General features: G+C 37.7%; 17 protein-coding genes. 10 read left to right on the top strand and 7 right to left on the bottom strand.

Features of this window, described 5'->3' with window-relative positions; translation table 11 throughout:
* The first annotated feature begins 159 nt into the window (after positions 1-159).
* Complete coding sequence (locus tag RAH34_RS09035) at positions 160-450, top strand: hypothetical protein (protein WP_114819714.1); 291 nt, start codon at positions 160-162, stop codon at positions 448-450.
* 218 nt (positions 451-668) lie between these two features.
* Here the strand turns inward: RAH34_RS09035 and RAH34_RS09030 are convergent, their stop codons facing one another.
* From RAH34_RS09030 to RAH34_RS09020, 3 genes are all read right to left on the bottom strand, one after another.
* Positions 669-1,895, bottom strand: a complete 1,227-nt coding sequence (locus RAH34_RS09030; protein ID WP_306595903.1) for a spondin domain-containing protein — start codon at positions 1,893-1,895, stop codon at positions 669-671.
* A gap of 134 nt (positions 1,896-2,029) precedes the next feature.
* On the bottom strand, positions 2,030-2,506 hold the full coding sequence (locus RAH34_RS09025) for a YdeI/OmpD-associated family protein (protein WP_306595902.1): 477 nt from the start codon (positions 2,504-2,506) through the stop codon (positions 2,030-2,032).
* Between the two features lie 80 nt (positions 2,507-2,586).
* Positions 2,587-4,791: a S46 family peptidase gene (locus RAH34_RS09020; protein WP_306595901.1), complete on the bottom strand. Its 2,205-nt coding sequence runs from the start codon at positions 4,789-4,791 to the stop codon at positions 2,587-2,589.
* Between the two features lie 86 nt (positions 4,792-4,877).
* Here RAH34_RS09020 and RAH34_RS09015 point away from each other — a divergent pair, with 86 nt between their 5' ends.
* Complete coding sequence (locus RAH34_RS09015; RefSeq protein WP_114819790.1) at positions 4,878-5,312, top strand: META domain-containing protein; 435 nt, start codon at positions 4,878-4,880, stop codon at positions 5,310-5,312.
* Positions 5,313-5,415: 103 nt separating this feature from the next.
* On the opposite strand, the gene RAH34_RS09010 is transcribed toward RAH34_RS09015, so the two are convergent.
* From RAH34_RS09010 to RAH34_RS08995, 4 genes are all read right to left on the bottom strand, one after another.
* The gene (locus tag RAH34_RS09010) at positions 5,416-5,832 is read right to left on the bottom strand and encodes a hypothetical protein (protein ID WP_306595900.1); all 417 of its coding nucleotides are present in this window, start codon (positions 5,830-5,832) and stop codon (positions 5,416-5,418) included.
* A gap of 6 nt (positions 5,833-5,838) precedes the next feature.
* Entirely contained in the window at positions 5,839-8,361 is a 2,523-nt protein-coding gene (locus tag RAH34_RS09005; protein ID WP_306595899.1) for a collagen-like protein, read from the bottom strand.
* Between the two features lie 6 nt (positions 8,362-8,367).
* Positions 8,368-8,841, bottom strand: coding sequence for a T9SS type A sorting domain-containing protein (locus RAH34_RS09000; RefSeq protein ID WP_306595898.1), 474 nt, complete (start codon positions 8,839-8,841; stop codon positions 8,368-8,370).
* A gap of 135 nt (positions 8,842-8,976) precedes the next feature.
* A complete protein-coding gene (locus RAH34_RS08995; protein ID WP_306595897.1) occupies positions 8,977-9,696 on the bottom strand; it encodes a LytTR family DNA-binding domain-containing protein in 720 nt (239 codons plus the stop codon).
* Positions 9,697-9,891: 195 nt separating this feature from the next.
* Here RAH34_RS08995 and hflX point away from each other — a divergent pair, with 195 nt between their 5' ends.
* The 8 genes from hflX to RAH34_RS08955 all read left to right on the top strand — a co-directional run bounded on the left by hflX (position 9,892) and on the right by RAH34_RS08955 (position 18,225).
* The gene (hflX, locus tag RAH34_RS08990; protein ID WP_114819721.1) at positions 9,892-11,115 is read left to right on the top strand and encodes a GTPase HflX; all 1,224 of its coding nucleotides are present in this window, start codon (positions 9,892-9,894) and stop codon (positions 11,113-11,115) included.
* Positions 11,115-11,750, top strand: a complete 636-nt coding sequence (locus RAH34_RS08985; protein WP_306595896.1) for a DUF4919 domain-containing protein — start codon at positions 11,115-11,117, stop codon at positions 11,748-11,750. Before hflX ends, RAH34_RS08985 begins: the two co-directional genes overlap by 1 nt.
* A 20-nt stretch (positions 11,751-11,770) precedes the next feature.
* Entirely contained in the window at positions 11,771-13,057 is a 1,287-nt protein-coding gene (locus tag RAH34_RS08980) for a sodium:proton antiporter (protein ID WP_306595895.1), read from the top strand.
* Between the two features lie 8 nt (positions 13,058-13,065).
* Positions 13,066-13,782, top strand: coding sequence for a DNA alkylation repair protein (locus RAH34_RS08975; protein ID WP_306595894.1), 717 nt, complete (start codon positions 13,066-13,068; stop codon positions 13,780-13,782).
* A gap of 133 nt (positions 13,783-13,915) precedes the next feature.
* Complete coding sequence (locus RAH34_RS08970; RefSeq protein WP_306595893.1) at positions 13,916-14,584, top strand: hypothetical protein; 669 nt, start codon at positions 13,916-13,918, stop codon at positions 14,582-14,584.
* A 17-nt stretch (positions 14,585-14,601) separates the two neighbouring features.
* Complete coding sequence (locus tag RAH34_RS08965) at positions 14,602-16,620, top strand: hypothetical protein (RefSeq protein WP_306595892.1); 2,019 nt, start codon at positions 14,602-14,604, stop codon at positions 16,618-16,620.
* Positions 16,621-17,859: a hypothetical protein gene (locus RAH34_RS08960; RefSeq protein WP_306595891.1), complete on the top strand. Its 1,239-nt coding sequence runs from the start codon at positions 16,621-16,623 to the stop codon at positions 17,857-17,859.
* Between the two features lie 27 nt (positions 17,860-17,886).
* Positions 17,887-18,225 (top strand): DUF6122 family protein, encoded by a 339-nt coding sequence (locus RAH34_RS08955; protein ID WP_306595890.1) that lies wholly within the window; start codon positions 17,887-17,889, stop codon positions 18,223-18,225.
* The last annotated feature ends 25 nt before the right edge of the window (positions 18,226-18,250 follow it).

Genomic DNA, 18,250 nt, shown 5'->3' with positions numbered 1-18,250 from the left:
TATTGAAGAATTGAAAAGGCCCAGACATATCATGTGTGGGCCTTTAATTTTTTGTTAAACAAATGCGTCAAGTTTTGTCGTGGCTGAGAAAGATATTTGTATCAGGGTAATGAGAAAGACTTATCCCATTTTTAATTAAATGAAACCAAAGAAAAATAAATGAATACCATTATTGTATTGTCTAAAGATTTTGCGGCTAATGAAAGTGCTGTGCTAGATCTTAAATCCAGTGAATTTGTAAACTCTTTGACGGCTTTTACGTTTCAAAATAAAACTGGACAGTCTGCAAAGTTTCTATGGCAGGGAGATACAATCTATAACAGAGAAAAGGCAGGATATTTTAAAGAAGTAAATAATGATCTGGGAGTAAAGGTAAACCATTATGAAGGCTTTATAACTGTTACCAATGGAGGAGGAGAACAGCATCTGGAAGGAGCACTACAACTCTGAAAGAAATATTGTATTACAAGTAAAAAAGGCTGTCTCAAAAGTCAAATAATTTGGTTTTTGTCATTGACTACGTCGAATCTTCGATTTCTGACGAAGGAAGAATCTCATTGATAATCGTGATAATGAGATTCTTCACTACATTGATGAACTACGTTCGCAGACTTTCAGTCTGTGTTCAGAATGACACTTTTGAGACAACCTCTTTTTTTATGTGAAGATTAATTAACGGTTACTTTAATCACATTCTGTACCGCAGGAACAGGATATTGGGTTCCTACTTTGGAAATAATCTTATTTTCACTTTGTGGAGTTCCGCCAAATAATGCCTGATGATTTCCCGCCCCCGGATATTGGTCAATACCCGTCCCGGAATCAAATAATGAGGTTTTTAAGCTGAGGTCTCCTTTAGTATTAGCATCAATGCTTTGTTCATTGGCATAGAACCAGTCATTGGAAAAACCAAACATGGTTGCATAGGCAATTTTATCACCTGGCTCAGCATTGAAGTTGGTAGTTACCTTACTTCCCGGAGCTACAGGAGCATTTCCTGCAACATATACTCCTTTTACATTAGGTAAAGATTTTAAACTGTTTTGAAGCCTGGCTGCATTTCCAAACTGTGCAATATCTTTCAGTCCCATTCCACTATCTAATTTGCCTAATTCATAAATTGGATTTTTATCACCACGGTAAACCACCACTAAAGTAGGAGAAAGCCCCGTCATAATTCCTGTATTGGCATTCAGTTTAGTCATCATTTTACTGATGTTTCCCATTTGAGCAATATCTGTGATCTCAGGATTGGATAAAGCATTAGGCGTAAAAAACGGCGCGCTGTTCAGCAGTTGAGAACCATTGTAGTTGGAAACCGCCCATACTCCGGGAGAAAAAGGAGTTTCGTTGGCCGTTCCGCCGGATGTATTGGTAATAGTAAGAGTGAACTCTGAAGTTACATCATTGTAAGCCAGATTAAGCTTCATAAGCTGTGATGCATTGACATTAGGAACCTGCATAATAGGCTTGCTTTCAGCTTGTCCTGTGATATCATCTTTGCTTCCGTTATCCCACAATCGGACACTTGAAGAAACATCTCCGGTAATAGCATTTCCATTGGAGTCAAACAGTTTGATACCTGGTTGTTGTGAAGCAAAAAACCAGTCTTTTGAAGCGCCGTACATGGTAGCAAACATTAAAGCCTGTGCTTTTCCTGCACTGAATGTAATAGAAACAGATTGACCGGGTAAAATAACGGGAGGCGTTCCCACCCCCTGAAAACTTCCGCTTTCTACAAAATCTTTAGGAGTCACCACATTTTCAAAAGTAATGGTTCTTTGAAAAGAGGAATTCATCATCATGTCGTCATTCGAATCACGGCATGAAGAAAGAGTAAATGCAGCTAGAGTAGCTGCTGCTAAAACTGATGTTCTGAAAATAAACTTGTTCATAAAAGTAAATTTTTTATAGTTATAAATTATATCTGTAACTATAGTCGGCTACTTTTTGAGATCCTGACAAAAAATATTTTCTTAATTCAGTTTTTTTTAAATGTATAGTTTCTGAGTGTAAAAAATTAATCCAATTATATCCCCTTTTTCCCATCCAGAATCATCTGAACCATTTTTATTTTTCTGTTTTCTCTTGTTTCCGGTTTCCTGGCTTCTTCAATCCAGCGGATGTATTCCTTCCTGTGGGTGTAGCTCATTGCATCAAATAAAGCTTTTGCTTCAGGATTTTCCTTAAAAACAAGGTCGATGTCATCTGCAATTTCAACCACTCTTTCCTCCTTATCTTCAATAAGAGATACGGAAACCTCATCTCCGAACGTTTTACCCAGTTTCTTTCTGATCTCCTGAGTTAGTCCTAAAATATGACAGTCGGATTTCATTTTGGCAAGACTTCCACGATATTCTATCTTATCATCAAACAGGGCTTTTATCTTTACCTGTCCTTTTTTATGAAACAGCTCCTCTGTAGAAAAAGGAAATTCTACAAACGCAGCATTCATTTCTCCGTTTTGCTGAATAATGGCTGTGAATTCAATAGGTTTAAGTTTCATGATGAAATGTTTTAATAATCAAAAATAAAAAAACCGTGAAAGTAAATTTCACGGTTTCAAAAATAGATCAAATGAGATACTTATTTTTTAACTTTCTTAGGCATTGTTGTAGTACCTGAGTTTTTAGTTTTTGTATCAGCAGGAGTGTTTGCGTCTCTTACAAGCTTCAATTCATCAACTATTCTTCTTGCCCCAGCAAACTTATCGATTGTCCAAAGAACGAAACGAACGTCTACATTGATGGTTTTCTGCCATTCAGGCTCGAATACGATATCTCCGCTTAATGCTTCACTGTTTCCATCGAAAGCAATACCAATAAGGTTACCATCTCCGTCAATTACCGGAGAACCAGAGTTACCACCAGTAATATCGTTGTTAGAAAGGAAGTTTACAGGCATATAACCTGCAGCATCAGCATACTGACCGAAATCCTTAAGATTGTAAAGATCAATCACTCTTTGAGGAAGATCAAATTCTTCATCACCTTTCTTGTATTTTCCAACAAGACCAGTCATATCTGTATAATAGTTATCCGTAATTCCGAAATAATTTCTGTCATTTCTGATAGGTAATTTATCTACAGTACCGTAAGTTAATCTCATTGTAGAGTTAGCATCCGGGTAGAATTTCTTCTCAGGCATAGCCTTCATCAAACCAGCCAGGAACAGACGGTTGTTTTTTGCAAAGTTGTCATCTATTTTTACAAATCTGTCTGTGCTTATCTTTTGATCAGCAACAATACCGTTAGCGGCTTTCCAAAGCGGATCAGCATCAAGTTTCAATGCATCCGGGTTCAATAAGAAGTTCGTTGCAGAAGTCTTATTAGCGAAGATTGAAGAATACGCTAAATTAGAAACCGTTTTAGCATCCAGCCCTAAAATAGTAGCAGAAGCAACTTCCGGGTTTTTAACTCTTGCCTGGTAAAGGCTGGTCATAGCAGCAAGCATTTCTCCTTCCAAAGCTGGATTGAAGTTTTCATAAGCAGCTTTGATAGCAGCTTCTGTTTTAGCTTTCATTGCTAATCTTCCCTGCATATCCTGAGCAGCATACGCTTTAAGAGCAGATCCTACCTGAGCAGCAAGGGTAATATATTTTGCATTTCTTGTAAACTGAGCAGCATAGTTTTTTTCAACATTTCTGTCAGAAACCTGCTTGTAGTATATACCGATATCTTCTAAAACACCATTGTATTGGTCGTTTCCAGGCATTGCAGCCCACTTATTATAAGTTTCCTCAATTTTTTGTTTGTCAGAAATAGTTCCGTTTTTCTCTACTGCATCGATAGTACCCTGTCTGTTTTTCCAGTAGTTGGCTACAGAAGCATATTGAGAAGCATAGTTAAGTTGAGTTGCTTTATCTTTGTCCATGTACTTTTTCATAACGTCCATAGCCATTTTAGAAGCTTCAACCCATGCCGGGTAATCTTTAGTTACCATCTGCTGAATTCCGTAAGAAGTCAGGTAACGATTTGTTCTTCCAGGGTATCCCAAGATCATTGAGAAATCACCAGGCTTAATTCCTTTTAGAGAAACCGGAAGGAAATGCTTAGGCTTCAAAGGAGTATTGCTTGGAGAATATTCAGCAGGATTTCCTGCAGCATCAGCGTACACTCTGAAAACAGTGAAGTCTGCAGTATGTCTTGGCCACTCCCAGTTATCTGTATCTCCTCCGAACTTTCCTAATGATGAAGGTGGAGCACCTACTAATCTGATATCTTTATAATCCTGGTAAACGAAATAGTAGAATTCATTTCCGTTGAAGAAATCTTTTACTACTACCGTATATTTTCCGTTTTCAGAGTTTTCAGTCTGGATTGCTTTAGTTTCAGCATCAATCACAGCTTTTCTTTCTGCTCCGGTCATATTATTGTTTAGCTTAGAATTGATTCTTTGCGTAGCATCATCCATTCTTACTAAAAATCTTACATAAAGATCCTTTGCATTGAACTCGTCTTTCTGCTTCATTGCCCAGAAACCGTTCTTCAAATAATCTTTTTCTGGTGTAGAAGCCGCAGCAACAGCACCGTAACCACAGTGGTGGTTGGTGAATATAAGTCCTTTATCCGAAACAATTTCCCCTGTACAGAAACCACCGAAACTTACGATAGCATCTTTTAAGCTTGAATTGTTCACAGAATAAATTTCTTCAGGCGTAAGATGCAGACCTTCTTTTTGCATATCAACACCGTTAAGTCTTTTGATGAGCATTAGCAGCCACATCCCCTCATCCGCCCTCATCTGGGCAAAGCCCAATAAGAAAGTGAATAGTAGAAATAGTCTTTTCATTTTATAAAATAATTTTTGTGTCGCTAATTTACTAATTTTTACGAGATTCTGTCCCGGAATGGTATGAAAATGGGATGATAATCCGCATGAAAAAGATACTATTACCACTTTTTACAGTTTTACTTTTAGGACTTGTTTTAAATTGTTCTTCAGTTCCGGCTAAAGATCCCTTTCTTCAAAGGCAATGGATGCTTGTTTCTTTTGATGGCTTTTCAAAAGATCAATTAATAGCCCATAAGGCGGAAATGAATCTGACAGCCCAAAAGGTAAAGGGCAAAATTCAGGCGAGCGTGTATATGGGATGTAACCGGATGTCTTTTGTTTCGGAATTTAAAAAAGGCGGAAAAGTAAGCATTTCTAAAGGAGCAAGTACCATGAAAGCCTGTCAGGATATGAATCTTGAAACCTCTTTTCAAAGAAAAATTGAGACCATGACTGCTTATTCTATTGAAGGACATTTTCTTACCTTATCCGATGAACATGGAAATTCAATGAAATTTGTAGCGGCTGATTGGGATTAATGATTTCCCTTACCATACAAAAGTCCGCCTTGCAGCGGACTTCTTTGTTTGAAAAATCTAGTTTGGTTATCAGCTTTTTGCGGTTACTAGTCTTTGAGAGTCATTAGTTTTTGGGAATTGTTTTTTTTATTTCTTCCAGAGTTGCTGTGTTAGGCAGCCCGGTAACTGTCATTTTTGTGTTCCTAGAATTTATAGTAGTATGATTTGCCTGTCTGTTGGGAATTGTTTTTTTTAGCTCTTCAAGACTAGCTGTATTAGGGAGAAGCTTGCCTGAATTGTCTGCTGCTTTAGACTTGGGTTCCTGTTTTTTAACGGCAAGACCATGATCAGAAGGTAGTCCGGTATTTACAGTGGCCTTTTCAGTACTTTCTTTAGCTTCCTGCATGAGTTTAGCCTGCTGTTCCTGTGCCTGTTTTACAACCAGTGTTTGATCTTCCTCTACTGGAGCTGCTTTTTTATTTTCCTGAGCATAGATCATAGTGCTTAAAAATAATAACGGGATAATGTATGCTATTTTCATGACGGTTTATTTTATATTGACTAATACTTGAATTTTTCCAATCTCTTTCTGGTCGTAATCCTGAAGCGCTTTTCCGATTACCTGTCCTATTTTCACTTTGTTGATATCTGCTTTCATGGCAACACCTGCTGTAGACGAAGTTACCAGAAGATCGCCTCTTTTTATTTTTCCGTTTTCAAGACATACCTTGGTTGGAATGACACCAATCACTCCCATTGGAGCCTTATCAGAAATATCAGTATCAATGTGTTCTTCCGTAAGCAGTACACCAGGTTTGGTAGCATAAACTCCTGCTACAAGACTGGAATAAGGGGTTGAAGACTTTTCAACGGTTCTGTCTGCACTGGTTGAGATGACAAGAATATCACCAGGTTCATACTGAGAAATACTTCCTTGTACATCAAACGCTTCTGCAACGTCAGCGCCACTGTTTTGAGTACCGCCGTTAAAAAATCCTTGTCCGGCAGAATTGATTCTGGCCACATTCACGGTACCCGGATTACCGGATTTAAACACCGCAATAGAACCATTGCTATGGGTTTCTACTGTAAGAGGCGGGTTGGTATTGGCCGTATTAAAATTGACAAATCTTGCTGCCCGGCCATTACCGAAATTAGGAACCCAGGCAAAAATGGCATTTCCTGTTCCGTCTGCAGTGGTTTCTACACCATCTCCTGTATTGGATGCATTAGCGGTAATACCATTACCGTTACCATCTGCGATGGCAATCAATGCAGGGCCATTTCCGGCAGGATTGCTTGCATGAAATAATCCGGCAAATCCTCCGGTTCCGGAAGATACTCCATAAATTCCTGCTGTGCCGAAGTTGGCAAACTGTGAATTGACTTCTCCTCTTACCGCAGCCGAAGTTCCGGTAACTTTATCTACCTTGAAATTCCCTGCAATACCGTTTCCAACAGTAGTTACAGTGATAACATCACTGGTATTGGCATCATTGAAAATATTAAATCGTCCGGCTCGCCCGGTAGCAAAAGAAGGAACCCACGCATAGAGAGCATTACCGGCACCATCAATATTGGTTTCAACTCCATTTCCATCTTTTCCTGCGTTGGCGGTAATTGCATTTCCGTTACCATCTGTCAGAGCGATCAATGATGCTCCGTTTCCGGCAGGATTGGAAGCGTAGAATAGCCCGGCTCGTCCTCCGGTTCCGGATGAAACACCAAAAATAGCGGCAGCACCAAAATTTCCAAAAATAGTATTGACTTCCCCTCTTACGGCAGCTCCTACACTATTGGTATTATTGAGTACAAAAGAAGCAGCATTGCCTTTGGTATTATCAGGAATGTTTCCGTTTCCGTTAGATGCCACTTCAAAAGTGTTAGCATCAGTATTTGTATTGTTGAAATTTTCAAATCTTCCTGCGCGTCCTGTACTGTTATTTAAACCTACCTGACCGTAAACACCTATACCAGTTCCCGATGTATTGGTAGCCACAAATCCTCTTACTCCATATCCGCCTCCATCATTACGGCCTACAACTGCCCCGGCAATATCACTGGTTGTTCTACCCACTATTGCTTCACCACCACCGTTGTTATCACCTACAACACCGGCGGAAGTTTGTGCAGAAGTTATCCCATGCAGCCCGAATCCGGCTCCTGTAGAACTTCTGACCCCGGCTCCGTTTCCCGAAGTGGTAACATTTACAACGGTACCATTTCCTACACTGGAAGCACTGAGAGCAACATTATTATTTGAATTATTAAAGATTGAAATACTGGCGGGAATTCCGTTATTACTGGTAGCGGTAAGACCTGTTCCTGTATTACTGTTGGCATAAACCCCGGTTCCGTTAGCACTGGCATTACCATATACTCCTAAACCATTTGGTGTTGTACCATATACTCCCCATCCACTACCAGCCTGGCTTCCATATACTCCAACACCTAATCCTCCGGTACCATTATTGATCCCGCGGACTGCTGAAGAAAATCCTCCTGGTGCTGTGTTGGTAACGACCCCTCTTACGGCTGCAATATTTGAAGTAGTACTGTTGTTATTACCTTCCAGAGAAGATCCGTCACCATCATTGGTTAACGAAAATAAAGTGGAAGCATTATTTACTGTATTGGTATAGGGAATCATAAAGCTTCCTCCACCGCCTCCGGCAGATTTAGCGTACAAAGCATAGGGTACACTTAGTAGCTGGCTTGTTCCTGCTATGGTATAGTTGGTTCCACCTGCCGGATCTGTTTCTGTTTTTAGATAATAGCTTGCGGAAGACCAGTCGATTGTGGCAAATGTGCCGGTAATGATTGTTCCGGTTCCTATTTCGAGACTAACAAGTCCGTTCGCATTGGTATTTCCGGTGAGTCTTTCAGAATAAACGGCAGCTCCGGCAGGGGATCCCTGTAATATGCTTACTTTCACGGCAACCCCCTGGTTGGCTAAGAGTTGCCCTGAACCGTTTCTCATGACAGCCTGGTAGCTCATTTTTTCCGGAGCCTGAGAAAGTCCCATAAAGAAACCTGTCAGAATCCAGAACAGTGATAATATTTTTTTCATGGCGTTTTATTTTTTTATGATTTTAAAGGTTTTGATATTTTCTCCATTTTGGGTAATCCTGATGATGTACATCGCAGAAGGAAGTGAGGAGAAATTGAGCTCAGATTTTGATTGTGAAATCTTATCTTTTTTAACCAGTTTGCCCTGGGCATCGAATAGCTGATATTCGGATCCTTTGAAATTATTTGATGTAAAATCCAAATACAAATAATCCCTGAAAGGATTAGGGTAGAGCAAAATACCGTTCTGTTCAGAGGAGGTTTCGAGTGTAGCAAGGGTGATGATTTCGTAGGGCTGCTGAAGGCCTTCCAGAACTTGTCCTGTTCCTTTTTCCAGATAGGTGGTCTGACCTACACTGTACGAAACAAAACCATTAACTGCTGATGCATCCGATCCCGCTGCTAAAACTGCAGATTGAGCGTGCAGTAGGGGGATGGCGAAGACAGACAGAATAATACAGTAGATAGATATTCTTTCCATGGATAACAGTTTTGGTGATTAATAGATGTGTTTTCTTGGGGAATTTGGGAAGACTAAATTACCACCTATCTCAATCCAATGACAGGAAAATAGACCAACGGCAGAAATAATCGACCAATGGCATTTTGCGAATGATTATGATTTGTTTTTAGGGATTACAAAAGAAAGATTATTCTTGTAGGTTCGGCCGATAGGGAGTTTGATCTGATGCGCAAGCTCTATTTCATGACAGCTTTTCCCCCGGATAAGATGTCGTGGGACGGCATAGCTTCTGTGTATTCTCACAAAAGACTCAAAAAAATTTTTTTGCAGAAGATTTCCCAGGGAATTTAAAATACAGTGTTTTTTTTCGAGAGTGATAATTCTGGTATAGTCTTTCAGGGCTTCCAGATAAAGAATATCTTTTATTTTAATCTGAAAAACATGTCCACCTTCTTTTATTTTGATACAGTTTTCTCCCACCATAGCATCATAGCATTCACATTTTTCCTTTACTTCCAAAAAATCAAAAAGTTTTTCCATAGAATAATGAAAACGCTCTGCGGTAAGTGGCTTGGTAATAAAATCCAGAGTATTAACCTCAAATGCTTCGGCAGCCAGCTCCGGATGTGAGCTTACGAAAATACACGCCGGTATCTTATGGGCTAGTTTGCGGAATTCATGACCACTCATGCCCTTTAAATTTGTTTCGGTAATCAGGAGATCAGCAGGAACGTCAAGATAGGGAACTGCCTTTTCAGCAGAGTCGAAGGTGGCAACAACTTCAATGTTTTGATATTGCCTGATATAATGCTGAAGAACCAGCCTGTCCAGTTCATCATCATCAATAATCATACATCTGATATGGGTAATCATGATAGTCCGGAGATTAGTTTTTTTGATTTAAATATTTAAAAATCAGAAATTTATTATATAAAGTTATTGATTTTTTGAATATAATTCACTGGTAAACTTAAATTTATATTAAAATATGTTATTAAATAAAAATTGATTTTGTTTTTTTTCCGAAAAATATTAACTTGTAAAAATCATAAACATAGACAGAACTTAATGTTAGAAAAGAAAGAACATAACTATGAGAAAGCTGTCCTGGTGGGTGTTATTACCCAAAATCAGGATGAAGAAAAACTGACGGAGTATTTGGATGAACTGGAGTTTTTAGCTTTCACAGCAGGAGCAACCGTTGAAAAACGTTTTACCCAAAAACTAACACAGCCTGATTCCAAAACCTTTATCGGAAGCGGAAAAGCTATTGAAATAAAAGAATATGTAAAAGAAAACGAGATCGGAACCGTAATTTTCGATGATGAACTCTCTCCTTCGCAGCTTAAAAATCTGGAAAGAGATATGGAAGTTAAGATCCTGGACCGTACCAATCTTATTCTCGATATTTTTGCCCAAAGAGCACAGACATCATATGCAAGAACTCAGGTGGAACTGGCACAATATCAATATCTTTTACCACGACTGACAAGAATGTGGACCCACCTTGAGCGTCAGAAGGGAGGTATTGGGATGAGAGGTCCCGGTGAAACGGAAATTGAAACTGACCGTCGTATTATCCGTGACAGAATTACCTTACTGAAAGAGAAACTGAAGACGATTGACAAACAGATGGCTACTCAGCGTAACAACCGTGGAAAAGTGGTTCGCGCCGCTTTGGTGGGATATACCAACGTAGGGAAATCTACTTTGATGAATTCTATTTCAAAATCTGAAGTTTTTGCTGAAAATAAACTATTTGCCACCCTTGATACCACTGTAAGAAAAGTGGTGATTGGAAATCTTCCGTTTTTGTTGACAGACACAGTAGGATTCATCAGAAAACTACCTACTCAGCTTGTAGAATCATTCAAATCTACTTTGGATGAGGTTCGCGAAGCTGATCTTTTGATTCATGTGGTGGATATTTCTCATGAAAGCTTTGAAGATCACATAGAATCTGTAAATCATATCCTGATGGAAATCAACGCGCATCAGAAACCAATGATTATGGTTTTCAACAAAATTGATGACTTCAGTTATGAGAAAAAAGATGAGGATGATCTTACCCCCTCTACCCGTAAAAATGTTTCTCTGGAAGAATGGAAAAAGACATGGATGGCAAAATCTAAGTATCCAACAGTTTTCATCTCTGCATTAACGAAAGAAAACTTCCCGGAAATGAAGAAAATGATCTATGATGAGGTGATGAAGATTCATATTTCGAGATTTCCATACAACGATTTCCTTTTCGAATATTTCGATAACGACGAAGAAGAAAGCAACAGTTAATGAAGTACCATTTTTTCCTTTTATTCATCCTGTTTTCGGTTTTTGGATTCAGCCAGAAATCAAAAATTGACTTAAAATCTATTGAGAAAAGTCTCAGAACTTCCGATTCTCCGTACAATTATGAGAAGCTTATTTTCAAATTTAAAGGATATCCCAAGTCTCTGGACAGTATAGAATCTCAATATCTTTACTATGGAAGAAATTTTCGGAATGATAAAATAAATACGTCCGATGAAAGCTTTAAAAGTCTCGTAGAAGCCTTTAAACAAAACAATTTTGCAGACTGTATCAAACAGGGAAAAGCTTTATATGCTAAAGATCCTACTAACCTGGATGTACTGCTGATTCTTCTCAGAGCTTATGATTCTGTAAAAGATGGTAATAATTTTATCCATCACCTTAACCAGTTCCGTACTCTTACTGATGGAATAAGAGATTCGGGAGACGGAAAATCCGAGAAAACAGCTTATATCGTCAATTCGGTAGGAGATGAGTATATTCTTCTCAATATTCTGAATATAGGGCAGGATTACACCAGAAGTTCAAAAGCTTCTAAAGATGCCATGTTTGACATCTGGGAAAAGGATGGGAAACAGATTTATATTAAAATACTCTATTTGGAACTCACCAATTAATCTTAAAATAAAAACACTTAGTGGAATTATATTATTCATTTTCAGCATTAATCGTATTAGCATCAATATTTGCCTATCTTAACTATAGGTTTTTAAAACTTCCAAGTACCATCGGAATTATGGTGATCGCCATTGTCGTATCAATTTTTCTGGTACTGTTTGGAGAGACGGTTCTTCCTAGAACTTTCGGACACCTTCACAATCTTATGAATGGTATCGACTTTACAGAAGTTTTGATGGGAGCCATGCTAAATTTTCTGCTCTTCGCAGGAGGAATTCATATTAATATTAATGACCTGAAAGAACAGTTCAGACCTGTAGTGATATTTTCCACAGTAGGTGTTGTGATTTCTACTTTTGTCGTAGGATTCGGAATGTTTTATCTGCTTCCGTATGTAGGGGTTAAACTTCCTTTTATCTATTGTCTTGTTTTTGGTGCCTTGATTTCTCCTACCGATCCGGTAGCGGTTCTGAGTGTACTGAAACAGGCCAATGTATCCAAATCACTGGAAACAAAAGTAGCTGGAGAGTCTCTTTTCAACGACGGTATGGCAGTTGTGGTCTTTACGGTGATTTTACAGCTGGCGATCGGAAAAGAAGTGGATCTGAGTGTCGAAACAATCGGATTGCTTTTGCTTAAAGAAGCCGGAGGAGGTCTTTTACTCGGAGTTCTGTTAGGATGGGTTACTTCAAGATTGATGCGTGAAGTGGATGATTATATTATTTCCGTATTAGTAACACTTTCTGTTGTCATGGGAGGGTATTTGATTGCCCGTCAAATGCATATCTCAGGACCATTGACGATGGTTGCAGCAGGATTGTTTATGGGAAATTTCAACAGAAGCTTCAAAATGAAATCAGTTACTCAGGACTATCTGATCAAATTCTGGGAATTGATTGATGAAATCCTGAACGCGGTACTATTCCTGTTCATCGGATTTGAACTTTTGATGATTAAAGATCTCAGACATTTCATGATTCCGGGCGTAGTTGCCATTGTGGTCGTTTTGTTTGCAAGATTTATTTCGATCTGGGGACCTACAAAATTTACTTCCCTGAGAAGAAGTTTCAGTCCGCAGACGGTAAAAGTTTTAGTTTGGGGAGGAATCCGAGGTGGAGTTTCCATTGCCCTGGCGATGTCTATTCCTAAAAGTGAATACAGTGAAATTATTTTAAGTATTACCTATTGCGTTGTCGTATTCTCCATCATTGTTCAGGGGCTTACCATTGCTAAGGTGGCGAATCCTAATAAGATTGCCAAAGAAGAAGAGGAGCAGGAAAATATTGCTGTAGAAGAAAACGCTTAAATTGTCATATGAGCATCGTTAAAGAAATACAGGAAGCACTCGCTGTTTTATCCATTCCTGAAAAGGCGGAATTTTTTCCAAGATTTTTCAAAACAGGAAAAGGAGAATATGGCGAAGGCGACTTATTTCTGGGAGTGAAAGTTCCGGATCAACGTTCTGTGGCCAAAGAATATTATTCAAAAGTAAGTTTAAAAGAACTCAGTACATTACTTTCTTCAAAGTATCATGAGCACAGACTGACAGCTCTTTTTATGCTGATTTCAAAGTTTGAGAAAACAAAAGATAAAGCAGTAAAAGAAGAAGTGGTAGCCTTTTACCTGAACCATCTTCCTTATGTTAATAACTGGGATCTGGTAGACTCTACCTGTTATAAAATTTTAGGCAGATATACTTTTGAAAATCAGAAAGAAAACCTTCTTGTAGAGCTTTCTAAATCTGAGGAAATGTGGCATAAAAGGATTGCTGTAGTGGGAACTATGCACTATATAAAAAAGGGTTCATTTGATCTGACTAAAGAATTTGTCACCAGAAATCTGAAACACCCTCATGATTTGATGCACAAAGCAAACGGATGGCTGCTAAGGGAAATGGGAAATAAAAATGAAGGTGAGCTGATCAGCTATCTGAATCAGTATTACAAAGAAATGCCCAGAACCTGCCTTCGGTATGCTATTGAAAAACTGGATGAAGATCTTCGCCAGGATTATCTTAAAGGACGAGTTTAAAAAATAATATACGGAAAGAGTACCGTATTTTCCCCTGAAAAAGTACCGGGAAACAGCTATTTATGCCCAAAAAATCAAAGATTATAAGGATGTAAGGCCAGAATTGAGTAATTTTGTGCTTTTAAACCTAATCATGAAAAATTTTCTCAGATTATTTCTTCTATGTATCCCTTTGCTGTTCCTGACAAGCTGTTTTGATATTCTTGATAAAGTGAATATAAAAGCTGACGGAACAGGAGAGTATACCATTATTCTTAACGCCAGCAAGAGCAAAACACGACTTGCTTCAATTTCTAAAATGGAAACCATTAACGGAAAGAAAGTTCCTAAAAAGGCGGAAATTGAAAATAAAATCAATGAGGCTGCCAGAATTTTTAAAGGAACTCCCGGAATCAGTAATGTGAAAACCTCTATGGATTTTGATAATTATATCATCAAGCTGAGCTGTAATTTCAAGAAGATTGAAAACATCAATGCTGGTCTGGAAAAACTGAAAGCTCAGAAAATACTGGGTAAAATGGTTCCAACCCAGGTTTACAGCCAAAATCTTGAAAAAAAGACATTGGCAAGAAATAAAGTCAATACTTTCAAGGCTGACTATGATAAGATGAGTAAGGCCGACAAAGAGATTTTTACTGATGCAAAATATACTTCCATCATGCAGTTTGAAAATCCGGTGAAATCACAAACTAATGCTACTTATGTGCTTTCTCCCAACAAAAAGGCTCTTAAACTGGAAGCAGATATCCTGGATGTAATCCTTCAGAAAAAACACATACAAAACACCATTCTTTTTCAATAAATTTCTAAACTATAGTCATGAAATCTATCTTTTTAAAAACGCAAACCATTATTTTCGTTCTCTTTGGCTTTACATTGATATTAGCCCAAAAAAGCATGAAAATTCCTTCCGATGCCGTATTTTATATGGAAGTCAACGGAAAGCAGCTTAATAATAAAATCAACTGGAATAAACTGAATCCTTTGCTGCATGAGCTCAGCAAAAAGAGCAAAGAAAATCTTTCATGGACAGATTACTCAAAAACGGGAATCAAATACGACGCTGTTCAATACCATTATGCCAGTTTTAATGACTCCATTAAAGCCTATAATACCCATTTTATCATTGACAATAAGGACAAGTTTCAGGAGTTCATTAACTCTGTAAAGAAGAAAGGACAGGAAGTTTCCAGCAGAAAGAACTATTCTTATGTAGATATCAATGATGATGTTTTTGTGGCGTGGAACGGGAGCCGTGCTGTTCTCAGTATGATCAGCTATACAAAACCTTATAAGGATCTTTGGGCAGAGGAAGCAGTTGCAGACAGTACTGCTGTTACAGTGGTTGACTCCGCTTACGCAGAGCCGGGAGATACAGTGTATACCGAAGAACCGGAAAAACCGTTTGATTATAAAGAAGAAATCAAAAGTCTGAAGGATGATATCAAATATCTGAAAGAAAGTATAAAAGATAACAACAACGAGATTGCAAGAATCCAGAAAGATATCAAATATCTGGAGAAACATCATAAATATCCTGCAGAAAAAGAAAGTGCTGAAAATTCTGAAAACGGAGAAGAAATGCCTGAAGATGCTTATGATGAGGAAGAAGAAAAGGCTTTCCAGAAAGAGCAGGATTCTATCCGCAGAGAAAACTTTATGGTTGTTAAAAAGAATGCAGAAGAACGTTTTGACCAATATTTCAGTTCAAATTTAGAAATTGAAGTCCCAAAAGAAATGCTGTTATTCAGAGATGCCAATTCTGATGTTTTTGTATACACAGACTATGGAAGAATCGTAAACGAAGGAATCTACGGAAAAATGACAAAGTATTACGGTTATGGACAGTTTTTCAAAAACATGTACAATTCCAACTATGCATACAATCTGTATTTTGATAAAGATAAAGTAAGACTGGTTAATAATTACCAGCACAGAAATGCTGACATTCAAAAGAATATTTCTGCCATTTATAAAGGGAAGAAAAACAAAAAACTGCTGGAACTTATCAATGAGAAAAGTGTCGGTTACTATGCCATGAATGTGAATGGAGCAAAATGCTTTGACATGATGTACAGCCTTCTTCAGAATTCCGGGGAAAATGAGTACAAAAAGGAAATGGAGCTGATTATGGAAACCATGAAAATTGTACTGGATGAAGAAGCGATTGCCAAAATTGCACCTGGAAACGGAATCTTTGTTTTGAATGAATTGAAGTCCAAAACCGTAGAATATACCGATTATGAATACGATGCTGATTTCAATGAAAAAGAAGTAAAGAAAACCAAAGAAATTGCTGTTCCTAACTTTACTTTTGCTTTTGCGACAGAGAATGAAGGCTATTGGAATCGTATTTTTGATATGCTGACCACCAATAAAAAGTTTTCTGAAAGATTCTCTAAAAAAGGAAATGTGTACACATTTAAGGAAGAGAAAAACGGAGGATATGTAGATCAGTTGTTTTTTACTGTGAAAGATGGAGTGGTGTACCTGATGAGTGCTGCAGATAATAATTTACCGGTAAACCAATCTGATATTTCCAGAAAATGGGCAAAAGACTCCGCTAAATATCCATTGTCCGGCAGATTGGATATCCAGAAGCTTTTAACAGGATTAGATAAAGAATTCAAAAGTCCGAAAGAGAGAAAAACATTAGAGGCCATCAAAAAAAATGTGGGTGAGCTGTATTATAAAACGGAAGTAAAAGGAGAAAGCATCCAGACTGAGATGAATTATAACATCAAAGATTCTTCGGAAAACAGCTTAATGTATTTCTTTGATATATTCGAGCAGGTTTTTAAAGCTAAGGAAACAGAAAAGAAGCCTCAAATTTTATAGATGAAGAAAAAGAAGATTATTGTCCCGTTATTTTTATTGCTTGCAGTTGCAGTATATTTTGTAGCTTTTCACAAAAATAAAAGCCTTCAGTATATTCCTGATAACGCAGATGCAGTCGTTTTAATCGATACGAAGAAATTAACGGGACAATACCTCTTCAGTTTAGTAACCCATCCTTCAAAATGGTCCGGAAGCAAAGCGAAGAGTAAAAGCTCCGGTTCACTGAAAGATGCAGGAATCAGAATTCCGGATTTTCTACAGATATTCCATATTAAAGACACTAGATTCTCAGAATGGTACAGTGTTTTAGAGCTTAAAGATTCTCAAAAATTCATTACCTATTTAAAGAAACAAAATTTTATCGCTAAAGGAAATAACCGTTTTCAGAAGGAACAGTTTTTCTTTATGATAGAGGGAAATCACTGCATTGCAGGAACTTCTGACCTTGCTTTTGAAACCCTTCAAAAAAAGCTTATTCAGAATTCTGTACGCCATGTTTGGGAGGCAGACCGTTTTATTCAAAATACATTGGGAAGTATTTCATTCATTTCGGGAGAGAAAATTCAGAACTTTTCTATCGACTTAAATGATGATGAAATTGAGATTAAAAATAACGCAGATCTTCAGGCTTTTACTGCAATTGCTTCAAAACTTAAGAAAGGAAATCAATTTCTGGAGCTGGAACTGGATAAGGAAAACATCAGAAACTTTACCCGTTTCCTTAATAAGAATATTGCAGATTCATCGCAGGCAACTTCTTTAAAAGCCACTGCAAATATCGAGCAGGTCAATGATACCATTATCAGTTATGAATATGATGATAACTTCAATGAAGTTGAAAAGAAGACCTTCCAAAAAATTACCCAACCGAATTATACCATTGATATTACAAGCAATGATCCCGAAAAGACTTGGGAATACTTTCAGTCTAAAAAGTGGATCAATAGCGAAAATCAATTCACAGCTATTCCTTTTCAACCCAATGAAATCAGCTGGAATCATAAAGGGATTATCATAAAATCAACCCGAAAACCAGTACCATTATCCCCTCAACTCAAAGAAAATTATATGCTGATCAGGAATAATGCTTTGCTGTATTCTTCGTTGAAAACATTGAATAATACTGAGAAAAATATTGTTTCTGACATCGATTACGTGTTGTATGGGAACAAGGGACAGAACTATTGGATAAAAATAAAAGCGAAGAAAGGAGAATTACCCTTAATTTTACGGTGGTAAGCATAGAACCCGAATAAATTTTCATTAATGGCTCCATCAGACATCGCATTGCTCAAAACCTTTACTCATTATTTTTTGCATTTCGTTTTTCCAATCTTTATTGCATTGGTTTTTTATCGTAAAAATTGGAAAAAAGCATACTTTATTCTTCTCGCTACCATGCTGGTAGAGCTGGACCATCTTTTTGCCAATCCTGTTTTTGATCCGTCAAGAGAAAGTATAGGTTTTCATTTTTTACATTCTTATTATGCCATTGCGGTGTATTTTTTGCTGTTGTTCTTTAAAGGAAATATCAGGATTATAGGAATCGGGCTGCTGTTTCATATGTTTACAGATTATCAGGACTTTAACTTCTGGCCTCATTAAAATATTATTAATATTTTCTTTTGAT

The sequence above is a fragment of the Chryseobacterium sp. WLY505 genome, from assembly GCF_030846215.1.
Taxonomy (GTDB): domain Bacteria; phylum Bacteroidota; class Bacteroidia; order Flavobacteriales; family Weeksellaceae; genus Chryseobacterium.
The sequence above is the reverse complement of the archived record's forward strand: the minus strand, read 5'-3'. Positions and strand labels throughout refer to the sequence as shown.